The 23,429-nt window shown below is 63.1% G+C and carries 18 protein-coding genes; 14 read left to right on the forward strand and 4 right to left on the reverse strand.

Translation table 11 applies throughout. The features are described 5' to 3' along the window. Nucleotides 1-133: 133 nt before the first annotated feature. The gene (locus tag SFHG_RS03820; protein ID WP_042433985.1) at nucleotides 134-1,042 is read right to left on the reverse strand and encodes a diacylglycerol/lipid kinase family protein; all 909 of its coding nucleotides are present in this window, start codon (nucleotides 1,040-1,042) and stop codon (nucleotides 134-136) included. A gap of 68 nt (nucleotides 1,043-1,110) precedes the next feature. On the opposite strand from SFHG_RS03820, the gene rnd reads away from it, so the two are divergent. The 5 genes from rnd to SFHG_RS03845 all read left to right on the forward strand — a co-directional run bounded on the left by rnd (nucleotide 1,111) and on the right by SFHG_RS03845 (nucleotide 6,390). After that, on the forward strand, nucleotides 1,111-2,265 hold the full coding sequence (rnd, locus tag SFHG_RS03825; RefSeq protein WP_042433987.1) for a ribonuclease D: 1,155 nt from the start codon (nucleotides 1,111-1,113) through the stop codon (nucleotides 2,263-2,265). A gap of 220 nt (nucleotides 2,266-2,485) precedes the next feature. Continuing rightward, nucleotides 2,486-3,148, forward strand: coding sequence for a zinc metallopeptidase (locus tag SFHG_RS03830; RefSeq protein WP_042433990.1), 663 nt, complete (start codon nucleotides 2,486-2,488; stop codon nucleotides 3,146-3,148). A 193-nt stretch (nucleotides 3,149-3,341) separates the two neighbouring features. Continuing rightward, the gene (xseA, locus tag SFHG_RS03835) at nucleotides 3,342-4,802 is read left to right on the forward strand and encodes an exodeoxyribonuclease VII large subunit (RefSeq protein ID WP_042435114.1); all 1,461 of its coding nucleotides are present in this window, start codon (nucleotides 3,342-3,344) and stop codon (nucleotides 4,800-4,802) included. Nucleotides 4,803-4,815: 13 nt separating this feature from the next. Further along, a complete protein-coding gene (gene xseB, locus SFHG_RS03840) occupies nucleotides 4,816-5,070 on the forward strand; it encodes an exodeoxyribonuclease VII small subunit (protein WP_042433993.1) in 255 nt (84 codons plus the stop codon). A 105-nt stretch (nucleotides 5,071-5,175) separates the two neighbouring features. Further along, nucleotides 5,176-6,390, forward strand: a complete 1,215-nt coding sequence (locus SFHG_RS03845; RefSeq protein ID WP_042433996.1) for an acetate/propionate family kinase — start codon at nucleotides 5,176-5,178, stop codon at nucleotides 6,388-6,390. Nucleotides 6,391-6,870: 480 nt separating this feature from the next. Here the strand turns inward: SFHG_RS03845 and pta are convergent, their stop codons facing one another. Further along, on the reverse strand, nucleotides 6,871-7,878 hold the full coding sequence (gene pta, locus SFHG_RS03850) for a phosphate acetyltransferase (protein ID WP_042433999.1): 1,008 nt from the start codon (nucleotides 7,876-7,878) through the stop codon (nucleotides 6,871-6,873). A 210-nt stretch (nucleotides 7,879-8,088) separates the two neighbouring features. Between pta and SFHG_RS03855 the strand changes: the two genes are divergently transcribed. From SFHG_RS03855 to cydC, 4 genes are all read left to right on the forward strand, one after another. Continuing rightward, nucleotides 8,089-9,126 (forward strand): glycosyltransferase family 2 protein, encoded by a 1,038-nt coding sequence (locus SFHG_RS03855; protein WP_042434002.1) that lies wholly within the window; start codon nucleotides 8,089-8,091, stop codon nucleotides 9,124-9,126. A 137-nt stretch (nucleotides 9,127-9,263) separates the two neighbouring features. Next, a complete protein-coding gene (brnQ, locus tag SFHG_RS03860; RefSeq protein ID WP_202898082.1) occupies nucleotides 9,264-10,553 on the forward strand; it encodes a branched-chain amino acid transport system II carrier protein in 1,290 nt (429 codons plus the stop codon). 29 nt (nucleotides 10,554-10,582) lie between these two features. Next, entirely contained in the window at nucleotides 10,583-11,353 is a 771-nt protein-coding gene (locus tag SFHG_RS03865; protein ID WP_238318264.1) for a type III pantothenate kinase, read from the forward strand. Between the two features lie 249 nt (nucleotides 11,354-11,602). Continuing rightward, complete coding sequence (gene cydC, locus SFHG_RS03870) at nucleotides 11,603-15,079, forward strand: thiol reductant ABC exporter subunit CydC (protein WP_042434005.1); 3,477 nt, start codon at nucleotides 11,603-11,605, stop codon at nucleotides 15,077-15,079. 131 nt (nucleotides 15,080-15,210) lie between these two features. Here cydC and yfcE read toward each other — a convergent pair whose 3' ends face one another. Together yfcE and SFHG_RS03880 are read right to left on the reverse strand one after the other, a co-directional pair. Continuing rightward, complete coding sequence (gene yfcE / locus SFHG_RS03875) at nucleotides 15,211-15,759, reverse strand: phosphodiesterase (RefSeq protein WP_042434009.1); 549 nt, start codon at nucleotides 15,757-15,759, stop codon at nucleotides 15,211-15,213. Next, complete coding sequence (locus SFHG_RS03880; RefSeq protein ID WP_238318266.1) at nucleotides 15,756-17,000, reverse strand: deoxyguanosinetriphosphate triphosphohydrolase family protein; 1,245 nt, start codon at nucleotides 16,998-17,000, stop codon at nucleotides 15,756-15,758. The genes yfcE and SFHG_RS03880 overlap by 4 nt, the downstream gene beginning before the upstream one ends. Before the next feature lie 169 nt (nucleotides 17,001-17,169). Between SFHG_RS03880 and dnaG the strand changes: the two genes are divergently transcribed. The 5 genes from dnaG (at nucleotide 17,170) to SFHG_RS03910 (ending at nucleotide 23,394) form a co-directional block, all read left to right on the forward strand. Then, a complete protein-coding gene (gene dnaG / locus SFHG_RS03885) occupies nucleotides 17,170-19,047 on the forward strand; it encodes a DNA primase (protein ID WP_042434012.1) in 1,878 nt (625 codons plus the stop codon). 155 nt (nucleotides 19,048-19,202) lie between these two features. Continuing rightward, a complete protein-coding gene (gene def / locus SFHG_RS03890) occupies nucleotides 19,203-19,736 on the forward strand; it encodes a peptide deformylase (protein WP_081468925.1) in 534 nt (177 codons plus the stop codon). A 5-nt stretch (nucleotides 19,737-19,741) separates the two neighbouring features. Next, entirely contained in the window at nucleotides 19,742-20,698 is a 957-nt protein-coding gene (gene fmt, locus SFHG_RS03895) for a methionyl-tRNA formyltransferase (protein ID WP_042434017.1), read from the forward strand. Continuing rightward, nucleotides 20,691-22,685: a transcription antitermination factor NusB gene (locus tag SFHG_RS03905; protein WP_202898084.1), complete on the forward strand. Its 1,995-nt coding sequence runs from the start codon at nucleotides 20,691-20,693 to the stop codon at nucleotides 22,683-22,685. Before fmt ends, SFHG_RS03905 begins: the two co-directional genes overlap by 8 nt. A 127-nt stretch (nucleotides 22,686-22,812) precedes the next feature. Then, entirely contained in the window at nucleotides 22,813-23,394 is a 582-nt protein-coding gene (locus tag SFHG_RS03910; RefSeq protein ID WP_042434020.1) for a helix-turn-helix domain-containing protein, read from the forward strand. Nucleotides 23,395-23,429: the final 35 nt, after the last annotated feature.

Below are 23,429 nucleotides of genomic sequence, written 5' to 3' on the forward strand. Positions count from 1 at the left end.
CATCGGCCGCATGCGGCCGATGGATGGCCAGCTTACCGGAAAAGGTCCGCATTGCGGATTCGGCCGGCGCACCTGAAACGAAGCGGCCCCGCAGGCCTTGAGCCTGCGGGGCCGCTGCCGTTTCGCCATATTGTTATCGCGCGAACTGCGAGTAGCCTTCGTCGGAGATGAACAGGCGGGTGGCCCTGGGCATGATCCGCGCGGAAAACGGCGTGGAAAGGCCGGTGGCCTCGCCGTCATATTGGACCTCCATGGTCGGGTCGGCTTCAATCGTGACCTCCTTGGCGCGGAAGATCTCGAGCGCATCCGTGCGGTCGGGGAATTCGCCGTCTCGATCCAAAAGGCCTGCAATGGCGGCCGGTATCAGGTCGAATGCGGTCTTCGCCTTCAGCACCACCACATCGAACTCGCCGTCGCGCGGCTTGTTGTCGTGCGTGACCGCGATATCGAACTGGATTTTGCTGAAGTTCACCAGCAGCACTCCGAGGCCCTCGCTTTGTACCTGACGACCGTCCAAGGTGAGCGTGAACTTCGACTGCTGCGGCATGGCGTTGGCCACCGCCGATTGCAGGTACGCCATGGGGCCCAACAGCCGCTTGCCGCGTTGCGCTCCGCGCATGATGACGGCGTCGTAGCCAGCTCCGGCCATGATGGAGAACCCAAAGCGATGCCCGTCGACGCAGATCTCGCCCATGTCGAAATCAAGGGTCTTGCCGGCGCGCACCATCTTGGCAAGCGCATGGGGCTCGAGCGGGCTTGCGAGATTAAGGGCCAGCAGGTTGGCCGTGCCGGCGGGGAAGGGCAGCACGGGTATGCCGGTGCTGGCCAGCAGGTAGCACACCGTGGCCACGGTGCCGTCGCCGCCCGCCGCGATCACGGCATCGAAGTCCTTCGCATCGTCGAGCAGCGTGTTTATCGGGGTGGTGCCGTTGGTGCAGCGCATGCAGATGTCGTCGCCGTCGGCGGCGAAGCTGCGCATGAAATCGTAGATGGCGCCTTCGCCGTATCCCGATGCCAGGTTGTTGATGACAAGCAGTTTCACGGTTTTCCCTTCCGTTGCGGTATTCTTACATCATAAAGCACAACGATATGAACGTGAGGAATTACCGGGTGTATATCGAAGATCAAGAAGCACTGGAGGCGTTCGTCGAGCGAGCACGCCGCTCAAGCGTCCTTGCCATCGACACCGAGTTTTTACGCGAGAAGACCTATTATGCGCGCCTGTGCTTGATCCAATTCGCCACCGACGACGAGGTGGCGGTGGTCGACCCGTTTTGCATGGAGGACCTGCATGTGCTGGCGCCGCTTCTCGAGGATGCCGGAGTCATGAAGGTGCTGCACTCCGGCGGGCAGGACCTTGAGATCTTGTGGCACGAGGTGGGCGTGCTTCCGCAGCCGCTGTTCGACACGCAGGTGGCGGCGGCGCTGTTGGGGCACACGCAGCAGATCGGCTACGGCGCCTTGGTCGGCGCCGAGTGCGGCGTGGCGCTCAAGAAGGTCGATTCCTTCACCGACTGGTCGCGTCGCCCCCTGTCGGAATCCCAGCTGCGCTATGCCGCCGACGATGTCATCTACCTTCCCCGCATGTACGAGCATATGAAGCAGGAATTGGAGCGACAAGGGCGCCTTCATTGGCTCGACCCCGAGTTTGCCGAGATGTGCGATCCTGCGCGTTTCGAATCCGATGAGCGCGAACGCTACCGCAGGCTCAAGCGCGTCGGCCAGCTTTCGCGAAAGCAGCTGGCGGCGGCGCGCGAGGTGGCTGCATGGCGCGAGGTCACGGCGCAGAAGCGCAATGTTCCGCGAAAATGGGTCATCACCGACGAGCAGATCGTCGAGGCGTGCAAGCGCGAGGCCCGCACCATCGACGAGCTGTTCATGGTGCGCGGCATGCGCGAGAAGCTCAACACCCGCGATGCCCGAACGGTTGCCGGACTCATGAAGAAGGCGTTGGAGTCCGGGCCGCAAAGCTGGCCCGAGCTTGATCGCAGCGGCCGAAACGAGCCCAACGTGGATGCCCCGCTCGACCTTATGAGCGCGCTCGTGCGCCTGCGCGCCAAGGAGAACGGCGTGGCGTTTCCCACGCTTGCCAGCCATGACGATCTTGTGCGCATGGCCCGCGGATACCGTCAGGGCATCGACCTTCTGCGCGGCTGGCGCAGGGCGCTTGTTGGCGAGGAGCTCATCGAGCTGCTCGAGGGCAAGCTCGTGCTGTCATTGGACGGCCACGACCTGCGCGTCACGCGTCTGGATGGCGAAGAGTAGACGAGCGGCCGCCGCGTTACGCGGCGGCTTGCAAGCGGCGATGGACATGCGTTTCCGGTAACGGATTGCGAACGTTTCGCGGGAACATTCGTGAAGCTGCGGGCAAGGGGTTTCGCTTCGGTATACTTTTGGTTCGTTGAACCGAGCGCGCCGCCTTGCGGCTGCGCCCCGGGGCGCAGGGCATGCGCCGTACGCATTCGATAGGAGTTGCATCACCCACATGAGCATGAGCTATTTGAGCCTGATCGTCGTCACCATGGTCATCGGCATGGGCGCGTCGTGGTACGTGAACCGCCAGATCAACAAATACCTGCACGTTCCCGCGTCCACGCGCGTCACCGGCGCGCAGATGGCGGAGATGATGCTTGCCGCAAACGGCGTGCATGGCGTGCAGGTGTATCGCGGCGGCCCGCAGCAGGACCACTTCGACCCGCGCAACAATTCCATCACCCTGGACCCCGATGCGTTCGGCGGAACCTCCATCACGGCCATTGCCACGGCATGCCATGAGGCGGGACACGCCATCCAGTTCGCGCAGGGGTATGCTCCCATGAAGATTCGCGGCGCGCTCGTGCCGGCGGTGAACTTCGCCTCCAACGCCTGGGTGTTCCTGCTGATGTTCGGCATCTTCATGCAGCTGTCGGGCCTTACCACCCTTGCCATCGTCATGTACGCCGTGGTGGTGCTGTTCCAGCTGGTCACGCTGCCGGTCGAGTTCGATGCGTCGCGTCGCGGCCTTGCATATCTCAAGACCCAGGGCATCTCGCAGGCCGAGCAGGGCGGGGCGTATTCCGTGCTGCGCGCCTGCGCGCTCACCTACGTTGCCGCCGCCTTGACGTCCATCCTGCAGCTGCTGTGGCTGCTGCAGTCTCGTGACGAGTAGCAACGTGGCTTACGATCGATCATATAACGGCGCCGCGGGAGGACCCCGCGGCGTTTTTGCTGACTCGGGGGCTTCCGCGGGCCCTGCGCGAAACGCCGAGGAAGCGGCCCGCGCATGCGCGGCTGCGTTCGGCGCGCATAAGGCGGCGGGTGCGAACGCCGCTTCGCACAACAGGGAAGCGGCCTCGCGTGCCATGTCGGTATCCGCTGCCATGCAGCTGGCGAAAGGGGCGCTCGAAGGCGTGACGGTGCGCTTGGTCGGCGAGATATCCGAGCTGTCGAACAAGCCCGGATACAAGGCCGTATATTTCACGGTCAAGGACAAGTCGGCAAGCCTTCCGTGCATGATGTGGAACAACCGCTTCCGCGCCGCTGGCGTGCAGGTGGCGGTCGGGCAGCTGGTGGAGTTGACGGGCAGGTTCACGCTGTACGCGGCGAAAGGCCGCATGAACTTCGACGTGTTCTCGTTGGCGCCGGTGGGCGAGGGGCAGCTGCGATTGCAGGTGGCGAACCTTGCGCGAAAGCTATCCGCCGAGGGCCTTGCGGACCCCGCGCGAAAGCTGCCCTTGCCTGCGTACCCCCTTACCATCGGCCTGGTCACAAGCCCGCGCGGCGATGCGGTACATGATGTGCTGCGCACCTTGCGCCGTCGTTTCCCCGTGGCGCGGGTGCTGTTCTCCGGCGTTGCGGTCGAGGGCCCGCAAGCCCCGGCCGGCATCGTCGAGGGGATGCGCGCCGTGGTGCACGCCGGCGCCGAGGTGGTGCTCGTGGTGCGCGGCGGCGGGTCGTATGAGGACTTAATGCCCTTCAACGACGAGTTCTTGGCTCGCATGATCGTGAAATGCCCCGTGCCGGTGGTCACCGGAATCGGGCACGAGCCCGACACCTCCATTGCCGACATGGTTGCCGACTTGCGCGCTTCGACGCCCACGGCCGCAGCCGAGGCTGTGAGTCCCGCCCGTGAGAACCTTGAAGCGCTGTTCGATGCGCGCCGCAGCAGCCTGGATGCCTGCGTTCAGCGTGCTCTTGAAGGCAGTGCGGCGCAGGTCGGGCGCTTTGCAGGCCGTCCGGTCTTCTGCGACCCCAATGCGCTGCTGGCGGCCTCCTCACAAGGGGTGGACCTGTGCGCCGATAGGCTTGCAAGGGCGCTGCCTGCCAGCTTGGATCGCGACCGTGCGCAGGCCGATCGGCTGCGCGAGCGTTTAAGCTCGGCGCTTCCCAACGCCTTGACCCTCGATGCCGCCGCCGTTCGGCGGCAACGCGAGCGTTTGACGCAGGCGCTATCGCAGGTGCTCGACCCTCCGACGTCGCAAACGCAACGCGCACGCGAGCGTCTGGTGCATGTGATTCCCCAGGCTTGCGAGCGAACGCGGATGTCCCTCGATCACGAGCAGCGGCGCTTGCGCTCGGCGGGTTGCCAGCTGCTTGAGCCGTTTCGCCGGCAGGCGGGCCTTTCGGCGGCGCAGCTTGATGCGCTGTCGCCCTTGGCCGTCCTCGGCAGGGGCTATTCCATCGCCCGCGACGGCGATGGGAGCGTAGTGAAGTCGGTCGAGCAGGCGAAGACGGGACAGCCGCTTGATGTGACGGTATCGGATGGCGTTATCGGGTGCTGCGTGTCGGGGGTCCGGCGCGCTGGCGTGGACGATATTGCGTGAAAGGAATCATCAAATGGGCAATGAGGCTTTGAAGCCGGTAGAGGATCTGACGTTTCGCGAGGCCATGGCGGAGCTGGACGGCATCGTCGGCGTGCTTGAATCCAACACCCTCGAGCTGGAGGACAGCCTTGCCAGTTACGAGCGAGGGGTTGCGCTGCTGCGCGCCCTGCAGGGCCGCCTGGCAACTGCGCAACAGAAGGTCGACGTGCTCATGGGCCAGCTTGAGTCGGAGGTGTCGGACGAGCAGCGCGATACCATGCTTTCGTAACGCCGCTTGCCGACAGAGTGCCGCGCGGGCGCCGCTTGCAGCAACGTGCGGCGTGTTTTGCATCTACAATGAGTGCTCGAAATCTTTTGGTAAGGAGGCAGGCCGTTGAACGTTTTGGTTATCAATGCGGGTTCATCTTCGCTGAAGTACCAGCTTATCAATGTTGAAACGCATACGCTCATGGCCAAGGGCATTTGCGAGCGCGTCGGTTCGGCCGAGGCGTTCCACAAGCACGGTCTTGACGATAACGAAGTGGTCATCGACGCGAAGATGGCGGACCATGACGACGCTATGGCGCTCGTGCTTGAATCCCTGGTCTCGGGCCAGGACGCCGCGATCGCTTCGCTTTCCGAGATCGACGCCGTCGGTCATCGCATCGTGCAGGGAGGCAAATACTTCGATCGTTCCGTTCTTATCGACGACGATGTCATCGCGAAGATCGACGAGCTTGCCGAGCTGGCGCCTTTGCACAACGGTGCCGCGCTTATGGGCATCCATGCCTGCATGAAGCATATGCCGGGCATCCCCATGGTCGCCGTGTTCGACACCTCGTTTTTCACCACGTTGCCCCCGAAGGCGTACATGTACCCGCTCCCTTATGAGCTTTACGAGAAGTATGCCATCCGCAAATACGGCGCCCATGGCACCTCGCATCGCTATATCTCCGAGCGCGCCGCCGTGGTGCTCGATGAGCCCCTTGAGGACCTGAAGCTGATCACGCTGCATCTGGGCAACGGCTGCTCTGCATCCGCCATCGACCATGGCGTGGCCGTGGATACCTCCATGGGCCTCACGCCGCTTGACGGCCTTATGATGGGCACCCGCTGCGGCGCCATCGACCCGGCCATCGTGCCGTTCGTCATGGAGCACGAGAACCTGACCGCCGAGGAAATGAACAACCTCATGAACAAGCAGTCGGGTCTGCTCGGCATCTCCGGCGTGTCCAACGACCTGCGCAGCGTGCGCACCGCCTCCGAAGAGGGCAACGAGCGCGCTATGCTGGCCTATGACATGTTCTCCAACTCGGTGAAGAAGTACATCGGCCAGTACATCGCCGTCATGGGCGGCGTGGACGCCATCGTGCTTACCGCCGGCGTGGGTGAGAACTGCGACAAGATGCGTCGTATGATCTTCTCCGGCCTGCAGCCTTTGGGCATCGTGCTGGACGAGGAGAAGAACCGCCATCGCGGTTTTGAGCGCATCATCTCCACCGATGATTCCGCGGTGCAGATCATCATCATCCCGACCAACGAGGAGTACATGATCGCGCGCGACACCTACGAGATCGTGCACGACCAGATGGTCGGCATTCAGCCGTAAGCCGCCGGTTGCCCCATAGCGGCAAAACGCTGCATTACCCGCAATGTAGAACAGCCCTCGAGAGAGGGCTTTTCTTTTGGCGTATGCGGTCAAGAGTTGTCGGGTGTCGCGCGTGTTGATGCCTCGGATCGACTTAAGATAGCGGCTAACAGGGTTGTCCGCTGGTTTGCGGGTATGTGCTGCGCATAGCGAGCGATGCGATTGCTAGCCGCCTTGAAATCTCGGTCGCCTTTTTTGGGTCCATGGACGTATGGTTAAGCTTCAAAACAGATTCAAACCGTAATGACGGCATCGGCGCCGTTACGGTATGCGTGATTGGCAAGGTTTGCGGCCCTGGAGCATGCGGGGGTTCTTGGTTGTCTCGGCAGATTCGACAAGAAAGCCCCTGCTTTCCGAACGTGGTCTTCGATTCGGGAAGCGGGGGCGTGTGCGCTTGGGGTTCAGGCTCTTGTTGCGGGGGCGCTTTTGCGCTGGCGCGCGCTACTGGGCGTCGGCGGCTTTCTTCGCCTGGGCCTGCACGCACGTGATGGCGATGACGCCCACGATATCATGTGCGCTGCAGCCGCGGGACAGGTCGTTGACCGGGGCGGCGATGCCCTGGGTCACCGGGCCGAACGCCTCGGCATGCGCCAGGCGCTGCACCAGCTTGTAGCCGATGTTGCCCGCATCAAGGTCGGGGAAGATCAAGCAGTTCGCTTTGCCGGCAACCTTGCTGTTAGGGGCCTTCGAAGCGCCCACGGAAGGCACCATGGCGGCATCGGATTGCAGCTCGCCGTCGAGCGCCAGCTCGGGTGCCAGCTTGCGAGCGATGGCGGCAGCTTCCACCACCTTGTTCGCATCGTCGTTTTTGGCGGAGCCGTAGGTGGAGTGGGAGAGCATGGCCACCACAGGCTCGGTGCCGATAAGGGTTTTCCAGGACTGGGCGGAGTTGACGGCGATGTGCGCAAGCTTCTCTGCGTCAGGCTGGATCTCCAGGCCGCAGTCGCTGAACAGGAACGTGCCGTTCTGGCCGTACTCGCAGTTGGGGACCACCATGATGAAGAAGCTGCTGACCAGCTTCACGCCCGGGGCGGTTTTAAGGATCTGCAGGCTGGGGCGCAGCACATCGCCGGTGGAGTGGCAGGCGCCGGAGACCATGCCGTCGGCGCGGCCGGTTTTCACCATGAGCACGCCGAAGAACAGCACGTCGCGCACCTTCTCGGCGGCTTGCTCGAGGGTCATGCCCTTATGCTTGCGCAGTTCATACAAGGTATTTGCGAACTCATCATGCAAATCGGAGTCCTGCGGGTCGATCAGCGTGGCGCCGTCGAGCGCGCGCCCGGATTCCTTGATGGCGGCCACGTTGCCCAAGATGATAAGGTTTGCGACGCCTTGGGCCAAGATGGTCTCGGCAGCTTCGAGCGTGCGCGGGTCGTCGCCCTCGGGTAACACGATGGTCTGCTTGTCGGCTTTGGCGCGCTCAAGCATGGTGTCCAGAAACGAGCTCATGTTCGTACCCTTTCTTCGCGATGTGCCGGGCGCGGTCTTGCCGGTTGCGCATGGTTTCGGCTGCGCCCGAGCTGTTCACTTGGATTTTATCCATATTGTCCCATCATAGGGCGGCTGCGCGGCCTGCTACCGGTAAAATGGCGGGCAGACCATATGAACGGCGGCGTTTTCCAACCGCATCCGCGCCGTTGTTTCCAGGAAAGGAAAGGCATGAAAAGCATCACGTTCGCCATCCCGTGTTACAACTCCGCGGCATATATGGATAAATGCATCGAATCCATCCTTGCATGCGGGGGCGATCAGGGCTGCGACGACATCGAGATCGTCATCGTCGACGACGGGTCGGTCAAAGACGATACCGCGGAAAAGGCCGATCGCTGGGAGCAGCTCCATCCGGGCATCATCAAGGCCGTCCATCAGGAAAACGGCGGCCACGGACAAGCGGTGAACACCGGTTTGGCGAACGCTTCCGGCCTGTACTTCAAGGTGGTCGACTCCGACGATTGGCTTGATCGCCGTGCCATGGAGGACGTCATGGCATACGTGCGCAGCCAAGTCGGGCGCAGTGCCCCAACCGATCTGATCATCGCCAATTACGTGTATGAGAAGGTGCACGAGAGCACGCGCACCATCATGCATTACCGCAACGTGTTCCCCGAGGGTCGCGAGTTCGGCTGGTCCGAGGTAGGGCATTTCAACCCCAGCCAATACCTGCTCATGCACTCGGTCATCTACCGCACCGAGCTGTTGCGTGGCATGGGTCTTCAGCTGCCCAAGCACACCTTCTACGTGGACAACATCTTCGTGTATGTGCCGCTGCCGCACGTCAAGACCATCTACTATCTTGATGTTGACATGTACCGCTACTTCATCGGCCGCGACGACCAAAGCGTTAACGAGTCGGTCATGATGAGCCGCATCGATCAGCAGCTGCGCGTCACCCGCATCATGATCGACGCCGTCCAGCTTCCCGGCGATGTGCCCGAGAAGCGGCTGGAGCGCTACATGGAGAATTATCTGTCCATGATGATGTGCATCTGCAGCATCTTCCTGCGCATGATCAACACCGTCGATGCCGAGGACGAACGCGACGCCATCTGGCGTTATCTCAAGGAGAACAACTCCGATGTATACCGCCGAGTCAGGCACAGCGTGCTGAACATGGGCACGAACCTGCCTACTAATCTGGGACGCAAGATCGGCATCACCGGGTACCATGTTGCCCAGAGGATTTTCAAGTTCAATTAAGCGTTAAGCGAAAAGGCCTGCTCGCGCAGACCTTTTTTGTTGCAACGTTTTGGCATCGCGCCGAGTTGCCGGCTTCTTTTTTCGTTTGGATTGCGTCATAATAAGCATTTCGGACGCAATTCCATAAAGGAGCATTCTTGAAGAAAAACACTTTGATCACCGGACTGGCCTTGTTCGCCATGTTCTTCGGTGCCGGGAACCTCATTTTCCCGCCGTTTTTGGGCATGGAAAGCGGAACCGATTGGGTGATCGGCTTTTTGTGCTTCATCTTGATCGACGTCGCGCTTTCCTGTCTTGGCATCTTCGCGCTCAACGCTGCAGGCGGGGCGAACGCAGCCGTCGAGGGCTCGTTGGGGCGAGTGCCGGGGTTGGTGCTCAACACCGCCGTCATCTTGTGCACCGGCATGATCATCGCCGAGCCGCGTACGGCCGCCACCACCTACGAAATGTCCATGATTCCGCTGTTCGGCGATTCTGTGAACATGTTGGCGTTTTCCGCGCTGTTCTTCGCGGTGGTGCTTGCGCTTTCCATTCGTCAAACGCGTTTGGTCAGCATCATCGGCAAGGTGCTCACCCCGCTGTTGGTGCTCTGTGTGTTCGTGATCATCGTCACCGGCGTCGTGTATCCGCTCGGTGAGATCGGTGCCCCGCTTTCAAGCCACGCCGCGCAGGATGGCATCTTGGCCGGTTACCAGGCAATGGACGTGCTCGCTTGCGTGGGCTTCGCCATCGTCATGGAGAACGCGGCGCGCACTGCGGGCTATACGCGCCGCGAGGATCAGCTCAAGGTCATCGCGGGCGCTTCCGTGGTTGCCGGTGCCCTTTTGGCTGTCATCTATGGTGGTTTGACTTACCTGGGCGCCTCGAGCGCGCTTGCCTTCGGGGCAGGCATGGACCGCTCCACGCTTATCGTGGAGATCACCAAGCATCTGCTCGGCAACACAGGCGTGATCATCCTCGGCATCATCGTCGGGCTTGCGTGCCTGACCACCGCCATCGGCCTTACCGGCGCATCGGCATCGTACTTCGAGCGCACCACGCACGGCAAGATCTCGTATCGCACTGGCGTCATCGTTACTGTTTTGGTGTCCTTCGCCATTTGCAATCTGGGTTTGAACGCCATCGTGGCGTTTGCGGCGCCTATCCTGTCGGTGGTTTGCCCGCCGTTCATGGTGTGCGTGGTCATGGTGCTATTCAAGAAGCGGATGGGCACCACATGGCCGATCAAGGGCGCCGCCCTCGGGGCGTTCGTCATCAGCCTGCTCACCACGATTGATGACACCTATGGCGTGCTGCCCGCCATCAAGCAGCTTCCCTTCACCGATCTTGGCTTTAGCTGGTTGCCTTTCGCCATTGTAGGCGGGATTATCGGAGCGGTGGCGTTCAAGGCGATCAAGGGGAACAAGGAGAGCAAGGCGGTCGCATGATGGCGCGTTCGATTCAAGGCGGATCTGGGGTGATCCTCGTTGTTGACGTGGGGAACTCCGTCACCAATCTGGGGCTGGCCTGTGAAGGGTCCCTTTCGTCCGCTTGGAGCGTGACCACCCCTGATCGCTTGACCGCCGACGAGGCGCTTCTGTGCGTGAAGTCGTTTTTGCAGGTCCGGGGCTGCGATGCGAAGGTGTGCGACGCCATCGTGTCCTCCGTTGTCCCCGGGCTTACCGACGCTTGGGTCGAAGCTTTGCATGTCCTTTGCGGCATACGTCCGTTGGTGGTGGGGCCGGGTTTGAAATCCGGTTTGAAGCTGCATCTGAACAGCCCGGCGGATTTCGGTGCCGATCGTGTGGCGGATTGCGTTGCCGCAAAACAACTCTACGGGTTCCCGCTCATCGTCGTCGACTTCGGGACGGCGACCACGCTTGAGGTCATCGACGATGCGGGCGTCGTGCAGGGTGGGCTTATCGCTCCAGGCTTGCGTTTGGCTGCCCGTGCGGTGGCGGACGCCGCGGCCCAGCTCCCCGTTATCGGGCTACATACGCCCCGGACCATCATCGGCAAATCAACGCGCGATGCCATGCAGGCGGGCATCGTTATCGGCGAAGTCGCCCGTATCGACGGCCTGATCCAAGCCGTTTGGGACGAACTTGGCTACGAAACGCGCGTTGTCGCCACCGGCGATGACGCTCAGGCCATGGCAGGGCTTTCCCGACGTATCCAGGTTGCCGATGATCAGCTCACGCTTAAAGGCTTGATTATGTTGCATCAGAAGAACAGGAAAGCTTGGTAGGGAGTCCTTCCGAACACGCTTGCGCTGCAAGCGGATTTTCGGAATGCAACGGTATATCGAACAGCTGAGCCCGGTATATGTCGGGCTTTTTTGGCGCTATAGATTAGTCATGTGTAACAATAATCGATATCATATAGTTTGCTCTGGCTACCAAAGTTTCCCAATGGTGCCATTCGACTGTTTGAATCAATATCGTTGCGCCGCATCCCGGCGCCGTGCAGACTTTGGGATTGAAAGGACACCGGCTCCGTGTTCAATAAACGGTTGATATCGATGGTGCCGCAGGCTCTGCGGTACATCCTGCGCAACGTGGCGGCGCAATGGACGGCGCTCGTGGCGAACGTCGTGCTCATGCTTCTTATCGGGCTGTTTCTGCAACGCCTGTTCGATGGCATCGCCGTTGATGGTTGGGTCGCGATGCTTCTGGGCGCTGGCGTTGCCGTTATCGCGGTGCGCATGGCGTGCTTGACCTACGCGCAGCGCATGGGGGTGGCGGCCGCTGTGGCCGCAAAGCGCTCGGTTCGCCGCCGGGTGTACGACAAGCTGGTGCGCATGGGCCCCGGTTATTCCGAGCGCATCGCCACAAGCGAGGCGGTGCAAGTCAGCGTTGAGGGCTGCGAGCAGCTGGAAAGCTATTTCGGGCAGTACCTTCCGCAGCTGCTTTACGCCGTGCTCGCCCCGCTTACCGTGTTCGCGTTCCTGGCCCCGCTGTGCCTGCCCGCCGCCGTGGCCCTGTTGGTTTGCGTGCCGCTTATCCCCATCTCCATCGTGGCGGTGCAGAAGATCGCCAAGCGCGTCATGGGCAGGTATTGGGGCGCCTATACCGATCTTGGCGGCGCGTTTCTCGAGAACCTGCAAGGTTTGACCACTTTGAAGATCTATCAGGCCGACGAGGCTTGCCACCGCCAGATGAACGAACAGGCCGAGAGCTTCCGAAGGGCGACCATGCGGTTGTTAACCATGCAGCTCAACTCCATCACCGTGATGGACGTGTTCGCCTTCGGCGGCGCCGCCGTGGGCATCATCGCGGCGATGGTGCAGTTCGCCAATGGGCAGATCCCCTTTTACGCGGCGTTTTGCGTGGTGTTCCTGTCGGCGGAGTTCTTTATCCCCATGCGTGCCCTGGGCTCGTTTTTCCATACGGCTATGAACGGCATGGCGGTAGCTGAGAAGATGTTCGCCATCCTTGATGCGCCCGAGCCCGAGCAGGGGTCGCGCAGCGTCGATCCCGCGCACGCAGGTATCGTCGTGCGCGATGTTTCCTACTCCTATGACGGGCAGCGCACGGTGCTCGACCATGTCAACTTCGCCGCCCCTGCCGGAAGCTTTACCGGCATCGTCGGCGAAAGCGGTTCGGGCAAATCCACGTTGGCCGGCATTCTGTGCGGGCGCAATCGGGGTTTCAAGGGCGATGTGGAAATCGGCGGTGTGCCGCTCGGCGAGGTTTCTCGTGAGAGCATGGCGCAAACGGTGACCGTCGTCCCGTTCTCCAGCTACCTGTTCTCCGGAACGGTGCGCTCCAATCTTCTGATGGCGCGTCCCCAGGCGAGCGATGACGAGCTTTGGGACGTTTTGCGGCGTTGCCGCATCGACGGGTTCGTTCGTGCATCGGGCGGGCTTGATGCGCCCGTGTCCGAGCAGGGCGGCAACTTCTCTGGCGGGCAGCGTCAGCGTTTGGCGCTTGCCCGGGCGCTTTTGCACGATACCCCCGTCTACATCTTCGACGAAGCGACCTCGAACGTGGATGCGGACAGCGAGCAAGCCATCGTCGGCGTTATCCATGAGCTGGCGAAAAGCCGCACCGTCATCATGATCTCGCATCGTTTGGCATCGGTTGCAAAAGCCGATCGCGTCTTCGTGCTGGAAAACGGCCGCGTAGCCGAGAGCGGGCCGCATGAGCGGCTTTGCGCTGCCGATGGGACGTACGCGAAGCTGTGGGGCCGGCAGATGGAGCTTGAGGCGTTCGCATCGCGTGCTGAGCAGCGCATCGCCGACGTTGGGGAAACTGATGAAGCTCAAAGCACCGGCGTCGGTCCTGGGGTTGTGCATTTCGGTGAGCCTCAGACGCGCCGTAGGTCGAACCTCTCGATCATGTGCCGTATGGTGAAGCTGGTCAAGCCGCTTGTGCCGGTCATGGTCGCCGCGGTGATCCTGGGCGTCGTCGGTTTTCTGTGCGCGATCTTCCTTACGGTGGGCGCCGCTTTGGTGCTAACGGGAATCGCGGGTTTCGAACCGGCGCTTGGAGTGAGCGCGGGCATCGCTTTGGTCGCCGCCTGCGGCCTTTTGCGCGGTCCCTTGCATTACGGCGAGCAGATGTGCAACCACTATCTTGCGTTCAAGATCTTGGCGCTCGTCCGCGATCGAGTGTTTGGCAAGCTGCGCACGCTCGCCCCGGCGAAGCTCGAGGGTCGAAGCAAAGGCGACTTGGTGTCGCTCGTGACCTCGGATGTCGAACTCCTTGAGGTGTTCTATGCGCATACCCTCTCCCCGGTGCTCATCGCCGTGTTGGTCTGCGCCGTCATGATTGCCTTCATCGGCAGCGTCTGCTGGCAGCTGGCAATTGCAGCGTTTGTGTCATACATCTTGGTCGGAGCGGTAGCGCCGTGGGTTGCGTCGCGTGTGGCGGGGAATGGCGGCAGGGAGCTGCGCGACTCCCTTGGCGGCATGAACTCGTTCGTGCTCGATAGCTTGCGCGGCCTTCGCGAAACGCTGCAATTCGGCCAGGAGCACGCGCGAGCCGAGCGGCTTGATGCTCGGATGGATTCGCTTTCGAAGGTGGAGCATCGCCTGAAGGGCCGTGCGGCGCGCAGCATGGCGGCCACGAACGGGCTGGTTCTTGCGCTCGATGTGGCCATGGTCGCGCTTTCCTGCGTGCTCTGCGCGCAGGGCGTCATCGATTTCGGGCAGGCGTTCGTGTGCGTGGCCGCCCTGATGTCTTCTTTCGGCCCGGTGATCGCCGTCGCGAACCTTGGCAGCGGCTTGCAGCAGACGCTCGCAAGCGGAGCGCGCGTTCTCGACCTGCTCGACGAGCAACCGCAAACCCGGGAGGTTGTCGACGGTTGCAAGGTGGATTCGTTCTCTGGCGCGGCCGCCGAGGACATCGATTTCTCATACGGCGGCAGCCCGGTGCTCAAGGACGTGTCCCTTGAGGTGACGCCTGGCTCGATCGTGCATCTGGCCGGCAGGAGCGGTTCGGGCAAATCGACGCTCTGCAAGCTGTTCATGCGGTTTTGGGATCCAAGCGACGGTTGCATACGCGTTTCCGGACAGGATATCCGAGGCGTGAACACGGACAGCCTGCGCGCCATCGAGGGCTATATGACGCAGGAGACGCATCTGTTCTCCGGCACGGTGGGGGATAACATCGCGCTCGCCAAGCCCGATGCCGCCCCCGAGGAGCTCATGGAGGCCTGCGAGAAGGCGTCGTTGACCGGTTTGATCTCGCGTCTTCCGCAAGGCCTGGACACGCCGGTCGGCGAATTGGGCGATACGTTGTCGGGCGGCGAGCGCCAGCGCATCGGCCTTGCGCGCATGTTCTTGCACAATGCGCCGTTCGTTTTGCTCGACGAGCCTACCAGCAATCTGGACAGCCTCAACGAGGTTGCCGTGTTGAGGGCGCTGTTGGATGCTCGAGAGGGCAAGACGGTGGTGCTGGTGAGCCATCGTGCGTCAACGGCTGCCATTTGCGATGCCTCCTACACCGTGGAGCGCGGAAGGCTATCGTAGCCGAGCGCTTTGAAATCGCATAAGAAGGGAAGGGCCGCAGCTGCGATCTGCGGCCCAGAACACGGACGGCTTGCATAAAGGCTAAGCCGCTGGGGACTGGCTTTGGAACCTCTCCGGAGTCCGTGCCTTCGTTATTCCCAGCCTGCTTCAAGCAACGTTTCCCCGTCAAGCGTCTTCAGGGCGAACATGCCGTTCTCGTATACGGCATAGCTTGCGCAGCCGTCCTTGGGGATGGAGGTGCTCCCGGGGTTCACGAACATCACGCCGTCGACGAGCTCAAGGCGCTTGATATGCGTGTGACCCGTGAGCAACGCGCTTCCGTGCGGCAGCGCCGGCGGCCGATCGGGCGAGTTGCCTGCCAAATGCCCATGGCTCAGATGCAGCAGGTGCCCGTCGGCCCATACCTGGGAAAAGTCGCTCAAGCAGGGGAAATCGAGCACCATCTGGTCGACTTCCGCATCGCAATTGCCCCGAACGGCTACGATGCGCTCGGCAATGCCGTTAAGGGCGGCGAGCACTTCTTTGGGCGCATAGCCTTCGGGCAGGTCGTTGCGCGGGCCGTGATAGAGCAGGTCGCCGAGCAGGAGCACGCGGTCGGGCGTTTCCCGGTCGATGCGCTCCATCAAAGCGTGGACGGCGGGCGCCGCGCCATGCAGGTCGGATGCGATGACGAACTTCATTGGTCGTTCCTTTCGATAGATGGCAAATCGGCGCAGTATCCTCGCGCCAAGATGTGCTTTTCGCTGTTGGGGAACAGGTAGCGGTACAGCTCCATGAAGTACCGGTCGGTCATAGACGCCATGTAGTCAACCACCACTTGATTGGGGTTGGTGTGCGCAAGGTAGTCTTTTACGGTGATGCTGCGCGACTTCGCCGCTAGCTGCTTGGCGTGGTGCGATATGACCGGTGACCGTTCGTCACCGGTTTGCAGGTCGGTCAAAAGCCTGTCGCACATGTCCTCGAACATCTCGCCGACGGCGTTGCCGCTTCCCGCGCGCCAGCCTTCGCAATCGTAGATGCGATCGTAGTTCTGCCGTTTTGCGCGCTTGACGTCCTCGAAAACCTGGGGGCTCATGCGGATATCGTCTTGTCCGAAGCTGTGGTTGACAACATCGACGGTGATGTTGTTGATGATGCGCGCGTTATCGCGCCCGATGACGTCGGTTTCGAAGCCGTCAAGGGAGGCAAGCACGCCCATGGCGATGGCGTCGTCGCGGTCCTTGCCCAGGTAGGCGATCATATCGGCCAGGCGCACCACGCAGCCTTCGAGCGTGGAGGGTCGCAGGCGCTTGATGGCGGCCTCGTCGAGCGTGCATGTCTCGACCAGCTTATCGAGCTGCTGAAACGTTTCCGTGTCGCCTTGGCGTAGCACCTGTTGGGCGAACTCGCCGTTATGACACAGCGCCCCGTCAAGCACCTGTAGGCTGATGTTGCGCGGGTAGAGCCGGTCCATCACCCGCACGGAATGGACGTTGTGCTGAAAGCAACGGCCCGTGCGGCTTTGCAGGCACTTCGACAGGAACTTCTCCCCGGCGTGGCCGAACGGCGTGTGCCCCAGGTCGTGCCCTAGCGCTATCGCCTCAATGAGCTGGCAGTTCAATCCCAGCAGCCGCCCGAAGTTTCGCGCGATGCGCCCGACAAGCTGCACGTGCAGCCCGCGGCGGCAGATGTCGTCGTTCTCAATCAGGCTGAACACCTGCGTTTTGCCTGCATAGCGGTTATATGCGGGAATGTTCATGATCTTGTCGATATCGCGTGAGAACGCCGGGCGCGCTAGCGTGGCCGCATCGTGGGGGTTGTCCTCGCGGCGCAGCGCCTGTTCGTCGGGGAAGCTGCGCGGATGCATGCGCCCGCAGCGCAGGTTCTCGGCGATGGCCTGTTCCACATCGGGGTCAAGTTGCAGGTATGCGGGTTCGCTCACGGCGCTTCCTTTCCGCATGTCGAGATGTTACGGGCTTATTGTATCGCACGCGTTGAACATACGGGAACATAGGTTCTATGCGGTATACTTTACCCAGAAAAGCAACCGGCACGCCCTTGCGCGGCCGGAATCGGGAACACGGGCACAAGGCGGGGGTTCGGTCACATCCATGGCGATCAGCGATGAGGATATCCAAAAGGTTCGCGAGGCCAGCGACTTGGTGGCCATCATGGGCGAGACGGGCCCGGTCAAGCAGCGCGGCCGCGATTTCTGGCTGTGCTGCCCGTTCCATAACGAGAAAACCCCGTCGTGCAAGATAGACCCCGCCCTGCAGCTGTGGCATTGCTTCGGCTGCGGGGAAGGCGGCGACGTGTTCGCCTTCATCATGAAATCCCAGGACCTGTCGTTTCCCGAAGCGGTGCGCTACCTGGCAGAGCGCGCCCATATCGACATCGCCGATGACCAGGCGAAACGCGGACCTGGTATGGGGCAGGGCGCAAAAGCGCGGCTGCGCGCCGTGTGCGCGGAGGCTGCGGAGTTCTTCCATATGCAGCTCATGCGCAGCAAAAGCCCGCAGGCCGGCGCCGCGCGCGCCTACCTTTCACAGCGCGGGCTGGGCGGCGATATCCCGAAAACCTGGATGCTCGGCTTTGCGCCCGGGCAAGGCGCGCTTGTGCGCCATCTGGCGTCGAAGGGCTTCCAATCCAACGAGATGATCCAGGCAAACGTCGCCGTCGTCGGCTCCGATGGGCGCGTGCGCGACCGATTCTTCAATCGCGTGATGTTCCCCATCAAAGACGAGCAGGGCCAGTGCATAGCCTTCGGCGGGCGCGTGATCGGCAAAGGCGAGCCGAAGTACCTGAACAGCCAGGAAACGCCTCTGTTCCACAAGGGCCGCATGCTCTATGCGCTCGATAAGGCGAAGGCGGCCATGGCGTCCACGGGCGTTGCCGTGGTATCGGAGGGCTACACCGACGTCATCGCCATGCATGAGGCTGGCATCCGCAATGCGGTCGCCACCTTGGGAACGGCTCTCACCCGCACGCACATTCGCGTGCTCTCGCGTCATGCCCGCAACCGCATCGTGTATCTGTTCGATGGCGACGCCGCGGGTCAGCGCGCCGCCGATCGAGCCTTGCAGTTCATCGACTCCTCCATGACGCCCGAGGCCGGCGCCGCCCGCATCGACCTGTTCGCCGTCACGCTGCCCGACAACCTCGATCCCGCCGAGTTCATCGACGCCCACGGCGGCCAGGAGCTGCAGGCCCTGATCGACCAGGCGAAGCCATTGCTGGAATACGGCATCGACCGAAGGTTGGGAAACTGGGACCTTTCGCGTGCCGAAGGCCGCTCCGGCGCCGTCGCCGATGCGCTCAGCGTTCTGGCGCCCATCAAGGATTCGCTGCTCGCGAAAGACTACGCACGGCAGATCGCCAGCCGCGCCCGCGCGGACGAGAAGGACGTGTTGGAGCAGTTGGCGGCCCTCAAGCCGCCGCGTGTCTTCGATGCGGAAGCGCCCGCAGCCGACAGCCGCGCCGATCATGGCGTTCCCGCGCCCCCGGTGCGCCGCCGCCTGCCCCAGTCGGAGATGAACCGGCGCAGATTCGAGCGCCAGCTGCTGGCGCTGTGCGCCGCCCGCACCGATCTGGCCCTGGTCCACGCCGACGCCCTTGCCTCGGTGCAGTGGCACGATCCGGCGTGCGCAGCCGTGTCCGCCAGCATGCTCGACACCTTGGCAGACGATCCCGCCGCTTCCCCTGCGGCCATCGTGGGCGCGGCGAGCATGGCCGAGCCTCGTGCGGCAGGCTTCCTGACAAGGGGCGTTCCCGAATCGGCGGTCCCCGAGGATTTGGCTGCGTTTTTGGTCGAGGAGCTTTCCATCGGCGATGCGGAGGAGGCCGTTGCGGCCATGCGCGCGCAGATGTCGGCTCCCGGCTCCATGTCGGCCGAGGACTACGAGCTTATGTTCCAGACGGTGGCGGCCATGCAGCGCGAGCTCACCGCCCGCAAAAGGGCCCATGCCGAAAGCGCCGCCTCCAGCAGATAGGCCTTGTGCTTCCCATTCATGCCGAGCAGGGGTTTTGTGGAACTTTGCGCCCGCAAGGGCGTTCTTTGCGCGTGCATGTCACAATAACCAGATTAGAAAGGCGGGCGTATCGCGCACCCGCCGCCAACCATACCTACCCGCTAAAGGAAATGCATATGCTTTCAATCGTGCAATCGCCCGACCCGCTGCTCAACACGGTGTGCGAGCCCTGCGATTTCAATGACAAGAGCCTGAAGCGCCTGGCCAAGCAGATGGCGCATGTCATGTACAAGAACGCCGGCTGCGGCCTGGCCGCGCCCCAGGTGGGCGTGCTCAAGCGTCTTGTGGTCATCGACTGCGACCAGGAGGACGGCGCCCGCGAGCCTATCGTCATGCTCAACCCCGTCATCGTCGCCCGCGAGGGCGAGCCGGTCGCGGAGGACGAGGGCTGCCTTTCCATCCCCGGCATCTCCGTGCCCGTCGCGCGTCCGCCGTTCGCGCGCTGCCGCTACTACGACCTTGACGGCCAGCTTTGGGAGATCGAGGGCGACGGGCTGCTCGGCCGCTGCCTGCAGCACGAGACCGACCACCTTGACGGCGTCACCATGTTCGAGCGCGCCGAGCCGATGGCCCGCCTGAAGGCGCTCGAAGATTACGAGCGCGCCCTGGCGGCAGGCGCACGCCCCGGCGAGACTTCGGTGGAGGCGTAGGGGGCATGCGCATCGTATTCATGGGCACGCCCGACTTCGCCGCATCGGTGCTCTCCGAGCTTGCCTCGCAGCACGAAGTGGTCGCCGTCTACACGCGCCCCGACGCCGTGCGCGGCCGCGGCAAGCAGCTCGTGCCCAGCCCCGTGAAGGTGGAGGCGTGCGAGCGCGGCATCCCCGTGTTCACACCCAAGACGCTGCGCGACGCCGACGAGCAGCAAGCGCTCGCGGCGCTCGAGCCCGATGTCATCTGCGTGGCCGCTTACGGCATGCTGCTTCCTGCCGAAGTACTGTCCATCCCCGAGCATGGCTGCCTGAACGTGCACGCCTCGCTGCTGCCGCGCTGGCGCGGCGCCGCTCCCATCGAGCGCGCCATCCTGTCCGGCGACGAAGAGGCCGGCGTGTGCATCATGCGCATGGAGGAAGGGCTTGACACGGGCGATTACTGCGTGTGCCGATCGCTAGAGGTGGGCGACAAGGACGTCGCGCTGCTCACCGACCTGCTGGCCGACCTGGGCGCGCATGCGTTGCTCACGGCGTTGACGCAGCTGGAGGCGGGATGCATCCGCTGGACGCGCCAGGATGAGGAACGCGTCACCTACGCCGAGAAGATCGGAAAGGACGAGCTTTCGCTCGGCCCGGCCGACACGGTGGAGCAGGCATGCCGCAAGGTTCGCGCGTCAAGCGCGGCGCATCCGGCGCATGCCATCATCGCCGGCAAGGACGTCACAGTGCTTGCCGCGCGTCCGGCGCTCGCCGATCGGACGGATGCAGTTTGCGCGGGCATGGAGCCCGGCAGCGTGCGCTTCGCCGCGAAACGCCTGTACCTGGGCGCGGCGGACGGCGCGATAGAGCTTATGGAAGTGAAACCTGCAGGCAAGGCGGCCATGGCGGCCAAGGCGTTTGCCGCAGGCGTTCAGGGAATCAAGGAAGACACCAAGACTTGGGAGGGCCCGCGTGGCTGAACAGCATAACAACGAAGGCGCGCCGCGTCAGCGCCGCGAAGGCGGCAACGGCGGCTATCGAAAGGGCGGCCAGCACGGCGGCCACGGCAATCGTCAGGGCGGCCCGCGCCGCGACGGCGGCAAAGGCGGCTTCGGCGGCCGCGACGACCGTCGTGGCGGCAATCGCGGTCAGGGCGGCCGCGATGGCCAGCGCCGCGATGGCGGAAAGGGCGGATATCGCGGCCGTGACGGCGAGAAGCGCGACTTCCGCGGACAGGGTGGACGCGACGGCGAGAAGCGCGAGTATCGCGGCAACGGCGGGCGCGACGAGCGCCGCGGCGGCTACAGCGGCGGCCGCGACGACCGTCGTGGCGGCTATAAGGGCGATCGCGGCCCGAAGCGCGATTTCAAGCGCGACGGCAAGCCCGATTTCAAACGCGAGGGCGCCGAGGACGGCCAGCGCACCGAGGCCGCGCAACATGCCGGCTCCGATCGCCCCGCGCGCGAGCCGAAGCCCGATTTCCGCGGCCGCAACACCGCTCGCGACCCGCGTCGCAAGCCCGAGCAGGGCGCCCAGGGCGCACCGCGCGGCGGCGAGAAGGGCGGCTTCCGCGGTTCTGCCAAACCGGCACGTCCGCGTCGCAAGTCCAACGCCACGCCGGCTCGCTTGGCGGCGCTCGACGTGGTGCGCACCGTCCGCGAGCGCAACGCGTTCGCGCAGGACGTCATCGCCCAGGTGATCGACAAGTCCACCATGTCCGTTGAAGACCGCGCGTTCGCCACGCTGCTCGCCCTTGGCACGGTGAGCGCCCGCGGCACGCTCGACGAGATCATCGACCGCGCGCTCGACACGCCCGAGGACATCTTCCGCGAGACGCGCGACGCCCTGCAAATCTCAACCTACGAGCTCATCTTCCTGGGCAAGGAGGCCCATGCGGCCGTCGACCAGGGCGTTGAGATGGTGAAGTCGTTCAGCCCGGGCCCTGCGGCGCGCGTGGCCAACGCAGTGCTGCACAAGATCGTGCGCCTGCGCATCGATTTCCCGTTCGGAAACCCGGCAACCGACCTTGATGCGCTTGCCCGCACTCAGGCGTTCCCCACGTGGATGGCCAAAAAGCTCATGGAGGAGATGGGCCCGCAGGCCGCCATCGAGTTCATGCGCGCGTCCAATGAGCAGGCCCCGCTGTATGTGGCCGTCAACGCCTGCAAGGTGGACAACGACCATGTGCTCAAGGCCTTTGAGCGTGCGGAAGAGGAAGTGCAGCCGGTTGCGCTCGGCGATATGAACGTGCAGGGCTGCCTGCGCGTGCCCGAAAGCCGTGCCCTGCTGGTGCCCGCGCTTGCGCGCCAGCTCGATCAGGGCAAGATCTTGGTCTCCGATGCCGCCGCGCAGATGGTGGCCGCCAACGTGCTGCCCGATGAGAAGCCCGAAAGCGTGCTCGAGATCGGTGCCGGCCGCGCCACGAAGACCATCCTGCTGCAGTCCAACGCCTGCCGCAAGTACGGGTCGCAGATCGAGGAGTACGTCACCATCGACAACCACGCCTACAAGACGCGCCTGCTCGAGAAGCGCGCCGAGCAGTACGGCGTCGTGGTGACCGAGGCCTTCACCGGCAATGCGCTCGAGCTCGACAACATCATGCCCGATCGCATGTTCTCGTTCATCTTCGTGGACGCCCCGTGCTCGGGCATGGGCACGCTTCGCCGTCACCCAGAGATCCGTTGGCGTACGAGCGAGGAGGACCTGGCCGGTTTCGTGGAAACCCAGCTGGGCATGCTCAAGGCCGCGGCGGGCCACGTGGCCCCGGGCGGTGCGCTGGCATACTCCACGTGCACGGTCACGCGCGAGGAGAACGCCGGCGTGGTGAAGGCGTTCCTGGAAAGCGAGGAGGGCGCCGGCTTCACGCTCGATCAGCTGTGCGGTCGCAACTGCCTTGCAACCCGCCTTGCCCCCGGCTCGTCGGATGCGCACTTCGCCGTGCGCTTCGTTCGCAAGCCGCAAGAATAATCTCACGCCCCGTTTTCACGCCGGCGAAGGCTTCTTCGCCGGCATGAAACATATTGGAAACAATTTCGCGCGTACCATCCATTTACTATGAAGTTGACGCAATTGCATGTGAGGAGGTCAGGTTTACATGGAGCCGAACTATCAAGAGGTGGCGAACAGGATCCGCGCGCTGCGCGAGGATATGGGCCTGACCATGCAGGAAATGGCCGACGCCACCGGCCGCAGCCTGGCGGAGTATCAGGCGCAGGAATCGGGGGCGGAGGAGCTTTCGTTCACCTTCCTGTATAAATGCGCGGCGAATCTCGGCGTCGACCCTATCGAGCTGCTGACCGGCGAAACCCCGCACCTGACGGGCTACACCCTTACGCGTGCCGATGAAGGACTGGCCGTCAAGCGTCGCAGCGGCCTTGAGTACCTGCACAAGGCCCCGCACTATCGCAACAAGCTGTGCGAGCCGTTCTTCGTCACCGCCGATTACCGTCCCGAGCTGCAGGATAAGCCCATCCATCTGTCGTATCATGCCGGGCAGGAGCTTGATTATATCCTGGAAGGCCGCATGCGCTTCCAATACGAGGAGCATACCGAGGAGCTCGGCCCCGGCGATATGCTGCTTTATGATTCCGGACGTGGGCACGGCATGATCGCCATCGATGGCGCACCGTGCAAATTCCTGGCTGTCGTTCTGAAGGCGAAGGAAGACATTATCTAGGCAAGCGCCCGCCTAGGGTTGCTTGCCGAAAACCA

The sequence above is a fragment of the Senegalimassilia anaerobia JC110 genome, from assembly GCF_000236865.1.
Lineage (GTDB): Bacteria > Actinomycetota > Coriobacteriia > Coriobacteriales > Eggerthellaceae > Senegalimassilia > Senegalimassilia anaerobia.